Below are 17,901 nucleotides of genomic sequence, written 5' to 3' on the forward strand. Positions count from 1 at the left end.
ATGGCCACCGCACTTCCCACCGCGTGGCAGCAGGTTCCCGCCCTCACGGGGCGCCATGTGCGGCTTGAACCGATGTCGCGCGACCACGTCGACGGCCTGCGTGCCGCGCTGGCCGGCGACGCGCTGTCTGCACTGTGGTTCACGCAGGTGCCGAAGGCGGCGGACGTCGAACACTACGTCGAGTCCGTGCTGGCGGCGCAGGCCGATGGCCGCGTGCTGCCGTTCGTGGTGCGGGGCGCGGATGGCCGCATCGTCGGGAGCACCCGCTTCTACGGGCTGGAAGCGGACGTGCCCAAGCTCAGTATCGGCTACACCTGGTACGCGCCCGATGTTCAGCGCACCGGCGTCAACACGGAAACCAAGCTGCTCCTGCTCACCCATGCATTCGAAACATTGGGGTGCATCAGCGTGGTGTTCGAGACCAGCTGGTTCAACCATCGCTCGCGCGCGGCCATCGCCCGGCTGGGCGCCAAGCAGGACGGAGTGCTCCGCAACCACAAGCGCCACACCGACGGCTCGCCGCGCGATACCGTCGTCTTCTCGATCATCGACGGCGAATGGCTGGCGGTGAAACGCAACCTGCTGGCCAAGCTGGCCCGGCACGAACAGGATTCCCCATGAGCACCACCAAGACCGTCGGCATCGTCGGCGCCCGCGGCCACACCGGCGCCGAGTTGATCCGCCTGATTGCCCGCCATCCGCACTTCGAGCTGGTGTTCGTGTCCTCGCGCGAGCTCGACGGGCAGAAGGTCAGCGATCATATCGAAGGGTTCGCCGGCGAGCTGCGCTACGAGAGCCTGAGTCACGAACAGGTCGGTGCGAAGGGTGCCGATGCCGTGATCCTGGCGCTGCCCAACGGCAAGGCGGCCGAACTGGTTGCCGCCATCGACGCACAGGCGCCCGACACCGTCGTGGTCGACCTGTCGGCGGATTTCCGCTTCGACGAGCGCTGGTACTACGGCCTGCCGGAGCTCACTCGGCAGAAGTGCGCCGGCCAGAAGCGCATCAGCAATCCCGGCTGCTACGCCACCGCCATGCAACTGGCTGTTGCGCCACTCCTCGGTCGTCTGGCCGGTCCGCCGCAGTGCTTCGGCGTGTCCGGTTACTCCGGCGCTGGCACCACGCCGTCGGACAAGAACAACACCGACCTGCTGCGCGACAACCTGATGCCGTACGCGCTGACCGACCATATGCACGAGCGCGAAGTCAGCCGCCAGCTCGGCGTGCCCGTGGAGTTCATGCCGCACGTTGCGCCGCATTTCCGCGGCATCACCATGACGGTGAACCTGTGGCTGCAGCAGGCGACCAAGGTGGACGACATCCGCGCGCTCTATCGCGAACGTTATGCGCATGAGCCGCTGGTCCGCGTCCTGGACGACGCGCCGTGGGTCAGCCGCATTGCAGGCAAACACGGCGTCGAGATCGGTGGCTTCACCCTGGCCCCCGGCGGCAAGCGCCTGGTCGTGGTCGCGACGCTGGACAACCTGCTCAAGGGCGCGGCGACGCAGGCGATGCAGAATCTCAACCTCGCCTTCGGCTTCGACGAACTCGAAGGCGTGCCCTTGTAGGAGCGCCCTGGGGCGCGACCATGGGATGGACGAAAAAGCATCGCGCCCTAGGGCGCTCCTACAGTTTCATGGAGATATCGATGACGAACCTGTTGTGGCAGAAGCCCGGCGTGGCGGTGGACGCGGAGATCCAGCGTTTCCTGGCCGGCGACGACGTGGTGCTGGACCGCGAGTTCTTCCTGCATGACATCCGCGCCAGTGCGGCGCATGCCGAAGGCCTGCAGCGCATCGGCATCCTGTCGGGCGACGAACTGGCCGGCCTGAAGCGTGAACTGGCGACCCTTGCCGAGGATTTCCGTCGCGGCGAGTTCGTGCTCGACGAGCGTTTCGAGGATGGCCACTCCGCCATCGAGGCGCGGTTGACCGAGCGCCTCGGCGATGCCGGTCGCAAGATCCACACCGGCCGCAGCCGCAACGACCAGATCCTGGTCGCCACGCGCCTCTGGTTGAAGGAAAAACTGGCCCGCGTGGCAGTGCTGTCGCGTGAAATCGCCAAGGTCGCGCTCGACCGTGCGCAGGTCGAACGCGACCTGCCGCTGCCCGGCTACACCCATATCCAGCGCGCCGTCGTGTCGTCGGCCGGGATGTGGTGGGCGGGCTGGGCGGAAGCCTTCATCGACAACACCACGCGCGCGCGCGACACGCTGAAGCTGGTCGACGCCAATCCGCTCGGCACGGCCGCCGGCTACGGTGTCAACCTCAAGCTCGACCGCGAGCACACCACGGCCGCGCTCGGCTTCGCGCGCATGCAGGTCAGTCCGATCTACGCGCAGCTCTCGCGCGGCAAGTTCGAGCTGGCTGCGCTGGAGGCCCTGGGCGGGGCCACGCTGGACCTGCGCCGCATCGCCTGGGACCTGTCGCTGTTCACCAGCGCCGAGTTCGGCTTCGTGGCGCTGCCGGCGCAGTACACCACCGGCAGTTCCATCATGCCGAACAAGCGCAATCCCGACGTCATCGAGTTGATGCGCGCGACCCACGCCAGCGTCGCCGCCGCGCGTACCGAGATCGAACAGCTGCTGTCGCTGCCCTCGGGCTACCACCGCGACCTGCAGGCCAGCAAGGGCGCGATCTTCCACGGCTTCGGCCGCGGATTGCCGGCACTGGAACTGCTGCCGGCGTTGCTGGCCAACCTGGAATGGCGTGAAGACAAACTGCGTGCCGCGATCGATTCCGGCATGTACGCCACCGACGTCGCCGTCGAAGCGGCGGTCGCCGGCGTGCCGTTCCGCGAGGCTTACAAAGCCGCCGCGGCATCGGCCGACAGTGCAGGGCAGGGACGTACACCGGAAGGCAGCCTCGCCGCGCGCGTGTCGCCCGGTGCTGCCGCCGACCTGCGTCTGGACGAACTGCTCGCCCGCTGGGATGCGCTATGACGCGCTACCTCGTCATGGCCATGCGCCGTCCTTCGTTCGACGATGCCGTCATCGCGCCGCATCTCGCGTTCCTCGACGAACTGCGCGCCGCCGGGCAACTGGAGATGACCGGTGGCTTCAGCGACAGGACGGGCGGCGCCTACGTGCTCGTGAACGTCGTCTCGCTGGAGGAAGCGAAGGCGATCGCCGCGCGCGATCCCCTGGCGCTGACCGGCACGTCCGATCTCACCGTGTACGAATGGAACACCCGCTGAGCTGACACCATGACCCACGCCACGCCGCCGCTGTTCACCGAACAACCGTTGCCGGCCTGGCGTCGCGCCGTGCTCAAGGTGGGCAGCAGCCTGCTGGCGGCGGAAGGCGAGGGGCTCAGTCCACGCCATGCGCTGAACCTGGCGCAGTTCGTGTCGTCCAGCATCGCCGCGGGGCGCGAAGTGGTCATCGTGTCGTCCGGTGCGGTGGCGGCGGGGCGCGGCCTGCTGCATCGCAAGCCGCAGGCGGGCGTAGCCATGGCCGAGCGCCAGGCACTGGCGGCGCTCGGGCAGGCGCAGCTGATCGCGCTGTGGCAGCGCTTCTTTGATCGGCCCGTGGCGCAGGTGCTGCTGACCCATGACGACCTGCGAAACCGCCGTCGCTACCTCAACGCGCGTGCCACGCTGCAGGAACTGCTGGCGCTGGGTGCGTTGCCGGTGATCAACGAGAACGACACCGTCTCCGTCGACGAACTGAAGCTCGGCGACAACGACAATCTCGCTGCGGTTGTCGCGGCGCTGATCGACGCCGACGCGTTGTTCATCGCCACCGACATCGACGGTTTCTACACCGCGAATCCACGCACTCAGACCGACGCGCAACCGATCCTCGACGTGGAAGCGCTGACGCCGGCGTTCTTCGCCATGGCGGGCGGCACCGGCAGCGGCGTCGGTACCGGCGGCATGCATACCAAGCTGGAGGCGGCGGCCAAGGCGGCGGCGGCCGGCATCGAGACGTTCCTGTTCAATGGCACGCAGGCCTCGACGCTATCCGCGCTGTCGCGCGGCGCGTTGCTCGGCACGCGCTTCCGCCCCGCGCAGAACCGCCTCGCAGCGCGCAAGTACTGGCTGCGCAACGTGCCGGTGGAAGCCGGGGCCATCGTGGTCGATGCCGGCGCGGCGAATGCGATGGGCCAGAAGGGCGCCTCGCTGCTGCCGGGCGGCGTGACCACAGCGGAGGGCGACTTCCGCCGTGGCGACATGGTCGAGCTGGTGCTGCGCGACGAGACGGGCGACCAACGCATCGCGCGTGGCGTCAGCCAGTACTCGGCGATCGACATCCGCCGCATCGCGCGGCGCCACTCGCGCGAGATCGAAGGCATCCTCGGTTATACCTATGGCGAGAATGTCGTCCATCGCGATGATCTGGTGCTGTTGTGATGCCTCGTCGTCCCGCACCGCACGCCTTTGTAGGAGCGCCCTCGGGCGCGATGCTCCTGCTCGGAATTCCAGATCGAAAAGCATCGCGCCCGAGGGCGCTCCTACAAGGACAGGGATCTCATGATCGATCGTGAGCAAGGAGGTCGCATGACCGACATCAAGACGCTGGCGCTGCAATGCCGCGACGCGGCTACCGCCATCGCGGGTCTGCCGACAGCGGCGAAGAACACCCTGTTGCGTGCGATGGCCGATGCGCTGTTGGCCGACGAAGGCGCGATCCTGGCGGCCAACGCGCGCGACCTGGAGGCTGCCGCGGCAAAAGGCATCGGCAGCGCCATGCTGGATCGCCTGCGGCTGGACACTGCGCGCCTGCAGGGCATCGCGGCCGCCGTGCGCGAGGTGGCGGAGCTGCCGGACCCGGTGGGGCAGGTCACCCGCGCCTACGACCGGCCCAATGGCATCCATGTCGAACGCGTGCGCGTGCCGCTGGGCGTGATCGCGATGATCTACGAAGCGCGCCCCAACGTCACCGCCGACGCGGCAGCCCTGTGCCTGAAGGCCGGCAACGCCGTCGTCCTGCGCGGCGGCTCGGAAGCGATCCATTCCAACTCTGCTATCGCGGCGTCGCTGAAGCGGGCCCTGCGCGAGGCCGGATTGCCCGAGGCCGTGCTGACCCTCGTCGAAGACCTACGCCGCGACACCATTCTGGAACTGATCCAGTTGAACGACATCGTCGACCTGGTGATCCCGCGCGGGGGCGAGGGACTCATCCGCTTCGTCGCCGAACACGCGCGCGTGCCGGTGATCAAGCACTACAAGGGCGTCTGCCACCAGTACGTGGATGCCGGCGCCGACGAGGAGCTGGCGCTGGCCCTGCTGCTGGACGGCAAGGTGTCGCGGCCGTCGGCCTGCAATTCGCTGGAGACGTTGCTGGTCCATCGCGATATCGCGCCGACATTCCTGCCGCGTGCCGTCGCCGCACTGCGCGCGCGCGGCGTGGAGGCGAGGGTGGACGAACGCGGGCGGGCATGGGTGCCGGATGCGCCGCCGGCGACCGAAGAGGACTTCGCCGCCGAATTCCTCGACCTGGTGATCGCGATCGGCGTGGTGGACGACCTGGACGCCGCCATCGCCCATATCCGTCGCTACACGTCCGACCATACCGAGGTCATCGTCACCCGCGATCCCGTGCATGCGGAGACGTTCCTCAACGCCTTGCGGTCCGCCGTGGTGATGGTCAATGCCTCGTCGCGGTTCTCCGATGGCGGCGAGCTGGGGCTGGGCGCGGAGATCGGCATCTCCACCACGCGCCTGCATTCGTACGGCCCCATGGGCCTGGAAGCGCTCACCATCGAGCGGTTCGTGGTGCGCGGCGAGGGGCAGGTGCGGCACCCGGACCTGCTCTGACGCTGTCGATCAGCCTGGATCGGCGATCGCAGTGAAGCCGTGCGGACAGGCATCCTCGCCCATGTGCAGCACGGTGATCTTGCCCTGCACCAGCGCCCGCGCGACGGCCGGCGGCGCGCCGAGAGCCTGTGCCACGTCGGGCAGGGTAGCGCTGCGCGGCTGGCTGCGGCGGTCCACCCGGCTGAAGCGCAGCCGGTTGTACTCTGCCCACGCGATCAGCATCAGCGCGCAAGCCACCGCCAGTAGCGGCAGGGAGAAGAGCAGGAATGGCTCGATGGCGTGTTCGCGCACGTAAAGCTCGAAGAACGCCGTGCGGAAGCCGAGCAGCCAAAGCAGCAGCGTCGCCAGCGGTGTCCACAGGTAGACGTATACCATCCAGAACCCCAGCGTGACGAAGCCCCAGGCTGCGCGTTGCAGTCTTGGCTGCTTCATCGGTTTGCGGATCAGGCGCGAATCGAACTTCATCGTATTCCCCTATCAGGGCTCACCCACGTGGCGCGACCGCGCCGACGACGCATCAGCGTTCTCGGCACAGCCACTACGGTGGTGAACAGACTCAGCATCCAGTACGCCATCGGGTACCAGATCATCCAGAAGTAGTTGCGTCCCACCGCGGTCTCGTAGCGACGGTCGATGACGATGCTGCTGGCGAACTGCAGCATGCAGATCAACGCCAGGATCACCCCGTGCCACGAAGGCAGCAGGGTGTGCACGTACAGCGAAGGCGGCAGTGAGACGAATTTCCCCAGTGCCCATAGCAGCATGATGAGCAGCATGGTGTACGCCCAGACCACGCTCAGCAGGTACTCGAGCAGCACGGCCCACATGCGCCGCTTGCGCCAGCTGAACATGCCCACGCTGTGGCGGAGCAGTACTTCAACCCCGCCCTGTGCCCACCGCAGGCGCTGGCGCCAGAGTCCTTTCAACGTTTCCGGCATCAGGATGAAGCACAGTGCGTTGGGTTCGTAACGGATGTCCCAGTGATCGAGTTGCAGGCGCCAGCTGATGTCGATGTCCTCCGTCACCATGTCGTCGGCCCAGTAACCGATACGGTGCAGTGCGGTGCGACGGAAGCCGCTGATCACGCCCGACACGGTGAAGATGCGCCCGTAGACCCGTTGCGCACGCTTGATCATGCCGATGATCGAAGAGAACTCGCCCACCTGCAGGCGCCCCAGCAGGGTGGACCGGTTGCGGATGCGTGGATTGCCGGTCACCGCACCGACGCGCGGTCCGGACGTCAGGTGCCAGATGATCCAGTGGGTGGCGTATTCGTCCAGCAACGCGTCGCCGTCAATGCAGACCAGGTATTCGCTGCGTGCCGCCAGCGCGCCCATGCGCAGTGCGTTCGCCTTGCCGAGGTTGCGGTCCAGATGGATCACCCGGAGACGCGGGTGCACGGCGGCCAGCGCGTTCAGGCGCTCGCCCGTGTCATCGCGGCTGCCGTCGTTGATGGCGATGACCTCGAAGTCGGGGTACTGCTGCGCGAGCGCTGCGCCGATGGTGTCGTCGACGTTGTCGCCCTCGTTGTGGCAGGGGATCAGCAGGGTGGCGAACGGCATCACGGTCATCGGCGGCGGATCGTTGCGCGGGCGCGCATGCCGTTCACGGCGGAAGTAGTAATACAACCCGCCGGACATCCAGAAGAAGGACATCACGATGGGATAGAGGAACGCGAACTGGAACAGCGCGTCGAGCAGCGGAGCCATCACCGTTCCTCGTAGGGAAAGCTGCGCGCGGAAAGGCTGCCACGCACATCGGGGAGGCGCGGCTGGTCGCGGATGAAGTCGTCCGGGTACCAGCCCAGGTGCCGCACGCCGTCGGCCTGCAACTGGCGCACGAGAGCCTGCAGGGTGTCGCCGGGAATCGGCGTGCCGGCGCGCCAGTCGCGCGTCTGCAGCTCGAACAGGGTCTTGTTGAACGTCGGGTCGTGCGCGCGCACGGCGTCGGTCAGCTCGCGCATCCACGCGGCAGGGCGACGATGTTCACCTTCCATCCACGGCATCGCCATCAGCGCGGTGTAGTCGTAGGCTGTGAGGAAGGTGTCCAGGCGCTGGCCGAACCACTGCTGGCTCTTCGGCTCCAGCACGGTGCGTGCGTAAAGGTTGCGGACCGTCAGCAGCTTAGGTCGCCAGCGCTCGGCGGAGCGCTTCAGTTCATGGGTGACATCGACGAGCAGGTGCGAGCGTGCCTCGGCGCTGCCGAGACGGGGAAGTTCGTCGTCGCGCAGGTAGGCGTCGTCGTGGAACAGCAGGCCCTCGAAGTAGCTGGCGATGGCCAGGTCTTCGTAGATGTCGGTGATCAGTGCGCGGGCATGGGGATTGGAGGGGTCCAGCCGGAAGATGTCGCCCGCGCGCTCCGGCAGTGCCAGCGCCCGGCGCTGTGTCGCATCCGGCGGCTCGAAGCCGAGTACCGGCAGCCACGCCAGCACTTTCACGCCTGCCCGCGTGCGCAGTTGCCAGGCTACCCGGTTGAACAGGTCCGCGCGCACCGGAAGATGGCGGTTGGGGAAGTACAGCGCATCCGCCGAACCATTGCCGTCGGGATCGGCGAACGCCTGCAGGAATACATGGGTGGGGCCGATCCGCTTGACCCGCTCCAGCAGCGCGTCGAGGTTGCGATCGAGCTGTGCGGGATCAGCGTCGTAGACATAGTCCAGGTCGACCTGCATGGCGCGGACGCCGGCGACATCCTCGTCATGGCGCAGCTCGTAGGCCAGGTCGCCGATGCTCGGGTTGTCGCTCAGCAGCAGGCGTGCCAGCCCATGCAGGTCGCGGCCGACCTTCTGTTCGCGGCCCTCAAGGTCGAAGGACACCGACATGCCCAGCGTTTCGGCGATACCGTTGCTGACACTGTTGTAGGCCGCATATGGCCAGACGATGGCGCGCGGACGCACGCCCAGTTCGCGCTGCAGCGCGTCGGCGCTCGCCTGCAGGTCGGCACGGATGCGTGCGCAATACTCGCTTTCGCTCTCGTAACGGTGGGCCGTCGCGTCGTAGCGGCGGGTAATCGCCGCCGGGGTCATGTTGCCCTGCGGATTCGACTGCACGCCGTGGTGCAGGTGATGGCTGTGCGATGCGACCTCGACCAGCCCGGTCGCCTGCATTTCGCGCAGTTGTGCCCAGGTCAGGAAATCGTCGTGCGTGAACATGCGGGGGCCGTAGTCCACCTGCCGGCCCGCCGGCAGGTCCACCCAGTCCGTCACCACCGCGACCAGGGCCGGGTAGCCGTAGGCACGCAGCAGCGGGAATGCATGCGTGTACACGCTGCGCAGTCCATCGTCGAAGGTCAGCAGCACGGCCTTGTCGGGCAGTGCGCGCTCGCCACGCGAGGCTGCCAGTACGTCACCCAGGCTGACCGGGTGGTAGCCCTGGCCCGAAAGCCAATCCAGGTGCGCGGCGAAGTTCTGCGTGCTGACCGCGTAGCCATCCGGGTCGCCTTTTCGGGCGACATCGTCGCGGATGTCGTGGTAGCTGAGCACCAGCAAGCGTTCGCCGGCCACCTGCAGGGTGCGCGTGGCGGGTGCGGCATCGCCTGCGAAGGCCGTGAAGGGGAACAGCACGAACAGCGACAGGCACGCCCGCAGGACCAGGTTGTCGATGATGCTTGCCATGCCTATTCTCCCCACCTGTATTCGATGTCCAGCGCCACGCGCTGCTCGCGCTGGCCGTCGTAGACGGGGCGCGACCAGGCGATGCCGTAATCCAGCACGTGGCCCATGCCCAGCTTCCATTCGTGCCGGTAGCTGGCGCGCGGTACCCATGCACTGCCATGGCCTTCCTGCCAGTAGCTGCCGGCGGTGATCTCCAGGCGCTGACGCAGGTGGCGTTCGTAACGGCGCCACGCGACGTGATCGATGCGGACGCCGGTGTTGAGTGCGCGATCCTCGGAAGGATTGAAGTAGGGAGCGTCGTCGTGACTGCCCCGCGATGCATACGCGTCGCCGATCACGTCGACCAACAGGTGCGGCCGCGTGATCCACCTGTGCTGGCCATACACCCCCAGCTCCTGGCGTCGGTTGCCGTCGTCGTAGTCCCAGCGCTTGTAGCGCGCACCCAGTTGCCCCTGTTCCGAAGGCGACCACACCAGTCCGGCCTGCCAGCTGTCGGCCCCGATCCCGCTGCGGCGCGCCTGCAGTGAAGCTTCTGGATCTGCGTGGAAGATGGCGGCGCTGGCCGACACGGTGTCGCTGAAACGCCACCCGGCACGGACTCCGACGGCGGTGTCGTCGAGGAACCGGTCGTCAGGGCGCAACGCTTGTGCTTCCAGCGACAGCCGGTCGTGTGCGTAGAGCAGGCCCATGCCGGCGTAGCGGGCATGCACGCGTTCGCCCTGGAAATCGGCCCAGGCATCGCTGACCTGCGCGGTCGCGCGCCAACGATCAGCCAGCATCGGGCTCTCTACGTAGGCCCCGTACTCGCCGTCGCGATTTCCCAACGGCGATGCGGTCGTCGTGCCTTCGGCGTCACTGCGTCCCGCAGTGGCCCATACACGGCCGCGCCAACCCAGGTGCGCATCCCAGTAGCGATCCAGGCGCTGCACGTGGGTGTTGCCTGGAAACTGTTCGAGCAGCGCGTCGTGGAGCAGGCGGGCATCGTCCACGCGGTCGAGTGCGAGCAGGGATTCGGTGGCGCCGATACGGGCTTCGATGCTGCGCGGATCCAGCGTCATCGCCATGCGCTGGCGCTGCAGGGCGCGCTCGCTCCAGCCGCGCATGCCGAAGACATTGCCGAGGCGTGATTGCAGCCCTGCGTTGTTGGGCGCCACGGATGCGAGCGCTTCGAGCGCCACCTGGGCTTCCTGCAGGCGGTTGCCGTACGCGGTCACCATCGCGTGGTTGGTGTCGGCCTCGAAGCGATGCCAGTTCTGGTGGCCGAGGCGCGCGCCTGCGGCACGTGGCCAGGGTTCGTTGGACTTGGCCAGGGCATCCAGCATCGCCAGTGCGCGCGCGTGCTGTTCCGATTCCAGATAGGCATACGCCAGCAGCAGTTGGATATCGAACTCGCCAGGCATCGCCGCCAGCGACGTCTCGAGCGCCGCGGCGGCTTCCTCCGGTCGGCGCGTGGCCAGCAGCGAATCGCCGACCTTGGCCAGAGCGTAGGGTGGCACTTCCACGCCGTCTGCAAGAAGCGCCCGGTATGCCGCCACGACTTCATCATGCTTTTCCAGCGTATTGAGGATCACCAGCGTGTCCAGGCGTGGACGCGTGGCTTCGGCGCGCTGCGCCGGAGTCAGGCTGGCAAGGTGCTCCGTCATCAGGCGTTCGGCCTGCTTCATTTCATCCAGCCGGGATGCCGTGTCCTGTGCGTAGAGGCCTCCCCAGACGATCGTGCGGGCCAAGCGGTCGTTCTCGATGCGCTCGGCTTCGGCCCCGCTGAAGATGGCCGGGCGAGCGCGATAAAGCTGCCATGCGCGTTCGGCGTTGCCGAGATCCGCCAGCGTCAACGTGCGCAGCCGGTAGGCCTCCTCATCCGAGGGGGTTGCGGACAACAGACGCTCATAGATCGCGAGGGCCGCGAGCCATTGGCGCTGGTCACGCAGCCGCGTGGCGTCGTCCAACTGGGCTTGGCGCGATAGCGTCCGCGTTTCCGCAGGCGCGGCCTGAAGCGCAACGGGATGCAGGGACAAGCCCGTGGCGCACGCCAGGGCGAGGGGGAGGGGGAAGAACCGGAGATTCAAGTGGGGGCCCGTCACGCGGCGCGGTTGCGTAGTCCGTTGCGCGGGTTAAAGCAAAAATTCTGCCAGTTCTCTCAATTGTTCGGTTTCAGGACAGTTGGATCACAATTTCGTTCAGATTTAGTAAATTAACATGAATATTACGGTCCCGGTTCGCTCCAATAAGGTGCTGGAACGCCGGAGTGTCCTGAATATGTTTGACGTGAGGCCGGCACCCGTCCTCAGGGGCGCGTTCGAGAGAGGTCAAAGAGTGACGTCCAGCGTCATTGTTTTGTGACGTACAGCACGATTTTGTGCGGGCTCGTGGTGCGGAGAGCCACAGCCCGCCCATGGGGTGGGGCAGAGGGTGCGCGCTGCTGCGGCCCGGCTAAGGAGCGATGTCGGGCAGGCAACAGGGGTGGGCAACCGGGAGTCAACAAAAAGCCCGGGAAACTTTCGTTTCCCGGGCTTCGTGTTTTGGTCGGGGAGACAGGATTCGAACCTGCGACCTCTACGTCCCGAACGTAGCGCTCTACCAGACTGAGCTACACCCCGTTGAGCCGCGCATTGTAGGCAGTCGTCGCGCGTGCGGCAATAGGGCGCGGTGTTTCCGTTACGGCATGCGGCCTTCCCACTTAGAATGCGCTGTTGCCGTCCGTTGGAGTTTTTCGCTTGATCAAGCCCCGTACCCCGCCCGGAGTGATGGAACTGCTCCCGCGCGAGCAGATCGCCTTCCAGCGCATGCTGGACACCATCCGTCGCAACTACGAGCGCTTCGGCTTCCTGCCCGTCGAAACCCCGGTGTTCGAACTGTCCGAGACCCTGCTGACCAAGTCCGGCGGCGAAACCGAACGGCAGGTCTATTTCGTCCAGTCCACCGGCGCATTGGCGAAAGAAGGCGAGGGCCTGCCCGAACTGGCCCTGCGCTTCGACCTGACCGTGCCCCTGGCCCGCTACGTGGCCGAACACGAACACGAACTGACCTTCCCGTTCCGCCGCTACCAGATCCAGCGCGTCTACCGCGGCGAACGCCAGCAGCGCGGCCGCTTCCGCGAGTTCTACCAGTGCGACATCGACGTGATCGGCAAGGACGCGCTGAGCGTGCGCTTCGACGCCGAGATCCTGGCGGTGATCCACGCCGTCTTCAGCGAACTGGGCATCGGCGACTTCACCATCCAGCTGAACAACCGCAAGCTGATGCGCGGCTTCTTCGAGGCGCAGGGCGTCACCGACAGCGAACAGCAGGCGCTGGTGCTGCGCGAGGTCGACAAGCTCGACAAGCGCGGCGCCGACTACGTGCGCGAGACGCTGACCGGCGAGGGCTTTGGCATGGCGGCCGAGGGCGTGGACCGCATCCTGGACTTCGTCGCCGTGCGCAGCACCGGCCACGCCGACACGCTGGCGCGGCTGGACGCGCTGGGGCAGGGCAGCGACACCTTCAACCAGGGCATCGCCGAACTGCGCGAGGTGCTGGAACTGGTCAAGGCGCTGGGCGTGCCCGAGGACGCGTACTGCCTGAATTTCTCCATCGCCCGCGGCCTGGACTACTACACCGGCACCGTCTACGAGACCCAGCTGGACGGCTACCCGCAGATCGGCTCGATCTGCTCCGGCGGCCGCTACGAAGACCTGGCCAGCCACTACACCAAGTCGAAACTGCCGGGCGTGGGCATCTCGATCGGCCTGACCCGCCTGTTCTGGCAGCTGCGCGAGGCCGGCCTGATCGCCGGCAGCGACGAGAGCAGCGTGCAGGCCATGGTTGCGCTGATGGACGACGGCCAGCTGGCCGGTTCGCTGGACATCGCGCGGCGCCTGCGCGCGGCCGGCATCAACACCGAAGTGCAGATGGAGAGCCGCAAGCTGGCCAAGCAGTTCCAGTACGCCTCGCGCGCGGGCATCCGCTTCGTTGTGCTGGCGGGCGAGGACGAGCTGACGCGCGGTGTGGTGACGGTGAAGGACCTGTTGCGCGAGCAGCAGTTCGAGGTGAAGCGCGAAGAACTGGCCAGCAGCCTGAAGGTGGAGCTGGAACAGGCACGCGCATTGGCGGGACGCTGACATGAAGCCGATCCTGCTGGATGGAAAATCCCTCACCCGCGACCGGCTGGTCGAGATCGCGTTCGGTGCCAGTGTCGAGCTGGACAAGGGGGCGCTGAAAGACGTCGCCCGCGCGGCCGACTTCCTCGCCGAACAGGTCCGCCGCGAAGAGCCGATCTACGGCGTGTCCACCGGCTTCGGCAGCAATGCCGACAAGTTGCTGGGCGCGCATCCATTGCGCGACGAGTTGCCGGGCGCCACGAAGTCGGGACGTTCGCTGCATGAAGAACTGCAGTACAACCTGATCGTCACCCATGCGGTCTGCGTGGGCGAGCCGATGGCGCCGGAGATCGTCCGCGCCATGCTGGGCATCCGCATCAACACGCTGTTGAAGGGCCACTCCGGCATCCGCGTGGAAACGCTGCAGGCGCTGGCGGCGATGCTCAACGCCGGCATCGTGCCGGTGGTGCCGTCGCTGGGATCCGTGGGCGCCTCGGGCGACCTCGCGCCACTGTCGCACCTGGCCATCGTGCTGCTGGGCGGGGGCGAAGCCTTCCATGAAGGTGAGCGCATGTCCGGTGCGGACGCGCTGAAGCGCGCGGGGCTGTCGCCGGTCTCGCTGTCGTACAAGGAAGGGCTGGCGCTGAACAACGGCACCGCGCAGATGCTGGCGATGGGCGTCCTGGCGACCTATCGCCTGGACAACCTGCTGGACACCGCCGATCTGGCCGCGGCCATGACGATCGATGCGTTCGCGGGCCGCCTCGGCGCGTTCGCCGAAGAGGTCCACGCGCTGCGGCCGCATCCTGGCCAGGTGCATGTGGCCGGGCGGCTGCGCGACCTGCTCGATGGCTCGACGCTGGCCGACATTCCGTACCACCTGGTGCCGAAGTTCCGCCCGTGGCTGCCACGCAGTTGGGATACGCCCGAGGCGCAGGCGCTCCGCTTCGACATCGGCTGGGACTGGGTGCCGACGGACCAGCGCCACGGTCGGGAGAAGTTCTATGACCGCTTCATGCCGTTCCGTGGCGGCAAGAAGCACCAGCCGCAGGACAGCTACTCGCTGCGCTGCATTCCGCAGGTGCACGGCGCGGTGCGCGATGCGGTGGAACAGGCCAAGCGCGTGCTGGAGATCGAACTCAACGCGGTCACCGACAATCCGCTGGTGTTCCCGGACAAGCAGGCCGAGCACGTGGAAGAGCAGGTGATCTCCGCCGGCCACTTCCACGGCATGCCGCTGGCGTTGGCGATGAGCTATGTGAAGGCAGCGATTCCGACGCTGGCCTCGATCTCCGAGCGGCGGCTCAACAAGCTGGTGGATCCATCCACCAATGACGGCCTGCCTGCGTTCCTGATCGGCAACGAGGATGGCACCGAGTCGGGCCACATGATCGTGCAGTACTCGGCGGCGGCGATCGTCAACGACCTCGCCAGCCGCGCACATCCGGCCAGCGTGTTCTCGGTGCCGACCAGTGCGAATGCGGAAGACCATGTGTCGATGGGCGCCAACGAGGCACGGCACGTACTGGCGATGGTGCAGGACCTGGGCAAGGTGCTGGCATTGGAGCTGTACACCGCCGCTCAGGCACTCGACCTGCGTCGCGACATGATCAATGCCGCGCGTGCGCTGTCCGACCGTACCGACGCCGAAGGGCTGGCGATGAAGGTGTCAGGCGGTCCGCAGCCGGGCGCCGAAGAACGCGATACCTTCCTGGCCGAAGTCGATGCCCTGCGTGCCGCGCTGGCGGCCAGCGAGGCCTTCCATCCCGGCCACGCAGTTGCGGCGGCGCATGCGGCGATCCGCGCGAAGATTCCCTTCCTCGACCGCGACCGCGCGCTCGATGGCGAAGTCGCCACCGCGGTGCGGCTGGTGGAGTCGGGGGAGATACTGGCGGCGGTGCGCAATCGTTGAGCAGCTGCACTGTAGGAGCGACGTCAGTCGCGACCGCACGCCGGACAACCAATGATGGTGCGGCGGTCTGGTTCGACGGTTTTACGGGAGTTCCGTGCGCTCAGGGCGCGCGGTCGCGACTCACGTCGCTCCTACAGTAGCCCTGTCGCCTCACAACGTCCGCACGCAGTCCCGCCCTTCGGCCTTCGCGGTGTACAGCGCCTGGTCCGCCACCTGCAGCGCGGATTCCAGGCTGTCGCGCGCTTCCAGGTCGACGCAGTGCACGCCGATGCTGGCGGACACCGCGATCTCCAGCGCGCCGCTGCGGCACGGCTGCGCGCGCAGAGCCTGGCGCAGCTCTTCGGCCATCACGCTGGCCTCGCCCAGGCCCATGCCGGGCAGGGCGGCGATGAACTCCTCGCCGCCGAAGCGCGCCAGCAGTGCGCCGTGCGGGCGCAGCGTCTCGGCCAGCGTGTTCGACGTACAGCGCAGGCAGTCGTCGCCGACCAGGTGGCCGTAGGTGTCGTTGATGCGCTTGAAGTGGTCCAGGTCGATCATCAGCAGCGAGATCGGCCGCTGCGAATTGCGCGACTGCAACAGCAGGTGCTCGAAGGCTTCGCGGAAGTGCGTGCGGTTGTAGAGGTCGGTCAGGCCATCGAGCCGGCTGGATTCGCGCAGGCGATGGTGGGCGGTCTCGAGTTCGGACATCGTCTGACGGAGTTCGGCGGTACGTGATACCACCTGTTCCTCCAGCGAGTTCTTCGCGTCCCGGACGATGCGCTCGTTCTCGTTGCGGAGTGCAGCGTAGCGGTAGCCCAGCGCGACCGACAGCAGCAGCATCTCCAGCGCCGAGCCGATCTGCACCCCGTACTCGGTGATGAATCGCTTCGGCAGCAGGCCGAACGCGAGCGCCACGAAGATGCCCGTGCCGAGCAGGAACATCGCCCATGCCAGCAGGAACACTTTCGCGGGCCGGTAGCCGCTGCGCACCACCACCAGCGTGACGACGGCAATCCACACGATGCTCGGAAACACGGCCGCCGAGGCGATCGGCGTGGCCACGTGGTAGGGCAGCTGCGTTGCGGCGATGCCCAGCAGCACGAAGAACGCGATGATCGCCTTGCTGATGCGGTCGCCCGGCCGCCATCGGGTATTGAGGTCGAGGAAGGTCCGCGAGAACTGCTGCATGCCGATCTGCGCCAGGCAGACCGACAGCGGGACCGATTTGTCGGCCAGCCAGGTGGAATGCGGCCAGAAGTATTCGAAGCCCAGCCCGTTGAGCGTGAACAGCACCAGCCCGAAGGCGGTGATGTGGAAGAGGTACCAGAAGTAGCTGCCATCGCGCAGCACCAGCCACAGCACCAGGTTGTAGAAGAACAGCGCCAGCAGGATGCCGTAGTAGATGCCGATGCCGAGCTGGCCGTCGCGGGAGAGCTCGGCGAAGGCCGCGGGCGTGTACAGGAACAGCGGCACCTGCATCGAACTCTGGCTCTGCACCCGCACCAGCAGGTCCACCGGCTGGTCGGTGGGCAGGTCCAGCCAGAAGTTCGGATGCCGGTAGCGGATGCTGCGCTGTTCGAACGGGAACGTGTCGCCACCGGCGTGGTGGACCGTGCGGCCGTCGGGGTAGTGCGCATAGATGTCGATCCGGTCGCTCAGCGCGTATTGCTGCACCAGCAGCCAGCGCTGCTCGCGCGGGTTCTCGTTGACGACGCTCACCCGGAACCAGAAAGCCCCGGTCTGGAAGCCGAACGACGCATCGCCCTCCGGCAGTGGGGCGAAGCGTCCGTCGGCCAGCAGCCGCCTGGCGTCGTCCACTGTCGCCTCGCCCCCGGCGTCATGCAGATACGTGGTCTGCGGTGCCAGTGGCAGGTAGCTGGCATCGCGCGTGATGCGCGCCTGCGTCGCCGACGCCGTGCCCAACGGCCAGAGCGCCAGCAGCAGCACGAACTGCACCAGCCACCGCCCCAACATGATGTCCTTCCGCTCCTGCATGCCGGTCCCCCCCGGGTGGCCCGTCCGCCGGTCGGCGGTCGCGCCGGGCCGGCGGCCCGGCGTCCTTGGCAGTGTACTCATCGTCCTTGCCCGCTCCAGCCCATCGTCGGTCCCCTGGCAACCACCTGCCGGAAGTAACGGGAAATCGCCCCCATTCCAGCCAGCGCACGGGTTGACGGTTGTTACCGTCTTGGATTAATGTAATAGCACGTTAATACATTAGTGCACTGTGTTCGCCCATGAAGCGCCGCTCCCCCCAGGACGAAATCGCCGACAACGGCCCTCTCCAGGCCCTCGCCGAAGCCTTGGCCGCGCTGTCGGACGCGGGTGACGTGCGCGCCTTCCTGGAAGACCTGTGCACGCCAGCGGAACTTGAAGCCATGGCGGACCGTTGGCGCGTGGTGCCGCTGCTGTTGAAGGGCGTTCCCTACCGGGAAATCCACGATCTCACCCAGGTCAGCGTGACCACCATCGGCCGTGTCGCCCGCACGCTGGAACGCGGCGCCGGCGGTTATGCCACCGCCGTCCAGCGCCAGCAGGCCGCGACGGCTTCCGCCTCCCACTGA

General features: G+C 67.1%; 14 protein-coding genes and 1 tRNA gene. 9 read left to right on the forward strand and 6 right to left on the reverse strand.

All coding sequences use genetic code 11. The annotated features are described in order from the left end of the window. The 6 genes from OY559_RS08095 to OY559_RS08120 all read left to right on the forward strand — a co-directional run bounded on the left by OY559_RS08095 (position 1) and on the right by OY559_RS08120 (position 5,760). Entirely contained in the window at positions 1-621 is a 621-nt protein-coding gene (locus OY559_RS08095) for a GNAT family N-acetyltransferase (RefSeq protein WP_277729517.1), read from the forward strand. After that, positions 618-1,568, forward strand: a complete 951-nt coding sequence (gene argC, locus OY559_RS08100) for an N-acetyl-gamma-glutamyl-phosphate reductase (protein ID WP_277729518.1) — start codon at positions 618-620, stop codon at positions 1,566-1,568. Before OY559_RS08095 ends, argC begins: the two co-directional genes overlap by 4 nt. An 80-nt stretch (positions 1,569-1,648) precedes the next feature. After that, positions 1,649-2,941: an argininosuccinate lyase gene (argH, locus tag OY559_RS08105; protein WP_277729519.1), complete on the forward strand. Its 1,293-nt coding sequence runs from the start codon at positions 1,649-1,651 to the stop codon at positions 2,939-2,941. After that, positions 2,938-3,195, forward strand: coding sequence for a YciI family protein (locus tag OY559_RS08110; protein ID WP_277729520.1), 258 nt, complete (start codon positions 2,938-2,940; stop codon positions 3,193-3,195). The genes argH and OY559_RS08110 overlap by 4 nt, the downstream gene beginning before the upstream one ends. Positions 3,196-3,204: 9 nt before the next feature. Further along, entirely contained in the window at positions 3,205-4,353 is a 1,149-nt protein-coding gene (gene proB, locus OY559_RS08115; protein ID WP_277729521.1) for a glutamate 5-kinase, read from the forward strand. A 147-nt stretch (positions 4,354-4,500) separates the two neighbouring features. Further along, complete coding sequence (locus OY559_RS08120) at positions 4,501-5,760, forward strand: glutamate-5-semialdehyde dehydrogenase (RefSeq protein ID WP_277729522.1); 1,260 nt, start codon at positions 4,501-4,503, stop codon at positions 5,758-5,760. Positions 5,761-5,769: 9 nt separating this feature from the next. Here OY559_RS08120 and pgaD read toward each other — a convergent pair whose 3' ends face one another. From pgaD to OY559_RS08145, 5 genes are all read right to left on the reverse strand, one after another. Then, on the reverse strand, positions 5,770-6,225 hold the full coding sequence (pgaD, locus tag OY559_RS08125; protein ID WP_142125195.1) for a poly-beta-1,6-N-acetyl-D-glucosamine biosynthesis protein PgaD: 456 nt from the start codon (positions 6,223-6,225) through the stop codon (positions 5,770-5,772). Then, entirely contained in the window at positions 6,222-7,469 is a 1,248-nt protein-coding gene (pgaC, locus tag OY559_RS08130) for a poly-beta-1,6-N-acetyl-D-glucosamine synthase (protein ID WP_277729523.1), read from the reverse strand. Before pgaC ends, pgaD begins: the two co-directional genes overlap by 4 nt. Further along, positions 7,469-9,373, reverse strand: a complete 1,905-nt coding sequence (gene pgaB / locus OY559_RS08135) for a poly-beta-1,6-N-acetyl-D-glucosamine N-deacetylase PgaB (protein WP_277729524.1) — start codon at positions 9,371-9,373, stop codon at positions 7,469-7,471. Before pgaB ends, pgaC begins: the two co-directional genes overlap by 1 nt. A gap of 2 nt (positions 9,374-9,375) precedes the next feature. Then, complete coding sequence (gene pgaA, locus OY559_RS08140; protein WP_277729525.1) at positions 9,376-11,454, reverse strand: poly-beta-1,6 N-acetyl-D-glucosamine export porin PgaA; 2,079 nt, start codon at positions 11,452-11,454, stop codon at positions 9,376-9,378. Positions 11,455-11,893: 439 nt separating this feature from the next. After that, a tRNA-Pro gene (locus OY559_RS08145) sits at positions 11,894-11,970 on the reverse strand. A gap of 117 nt (positions 11,971-12,087) precedes the next feature. Between OY559_RS08145 and hisS the strand changes: the two genes are divergently transcribed. Further along, positions 12,088-13,470 carry a histidine--tRNA ligase gene (hisS, locus tag OY559_RS08150; protein ID WP_277729526.1) on the forward strand — a complete coding sequence of 461 codons (1,383 nt, stop codon included), beginning with the start codon at positions 12,088-12,090 and terminating at the stop codon, positions 13,468-13,470. Position 13,471: 1 nt separating this feature from the next. Then, on the forward strand, positions 13,472-15,361 hold the full coding sequence (locus OY559_RS08155) for an HAL/PAL/TAL family ammonia-lyase (RefSeq protein ID WP_277729527.1): 1,890 nt from the start codon (positions 13,472-13,474) through the stop codon (positions 15,359-15,361). Positions 15,362-15,511: 150 nt separating this feature from the next. Here OY559_RS08155 and OY559_RS08160 read toward each other — a convergent pair whose 3' ends face one another. Then, positions 15,512-17,335 carry a sensor domain-containing diguanylate cyclase gene (locus tag OY559_RS08160; RefSeq protein WP_277729528.1) on the reverse strand — a complete coding sequence of 608 codons (1,824 nt, stop codon included), beginning with the start codon at positions 17,333-17,335 and terminating at the stop codon, positions 15,512-15,514. Between the two features lie 239 nt (positions 17,336-17,574). Here OY559_RS08160 and OY559_RS08165 point away from each other — a divergent pair, with 239 nt between their 5' ends. After that, positions 17,575-17,901: a YerC/YecD family TrpR-related protein gene (locus OY559_RS08165; RefSeq protein WP_277729529.1), complete on the forward strand. Its 327-nt coding sequence runs from the start codon at positions 17,575-17,577 to the stop codon at positions 17,899-17,901.

The organism is Pseudoxanthomonas sp. SE1 (assembly GCF_029542205.1).
GTDB lineage: Bacteria > Pseudomonadota > Gammaproteobacteria > Xanthomonadales > Xanthomonadaceae > Pseudoxanthomonas_A.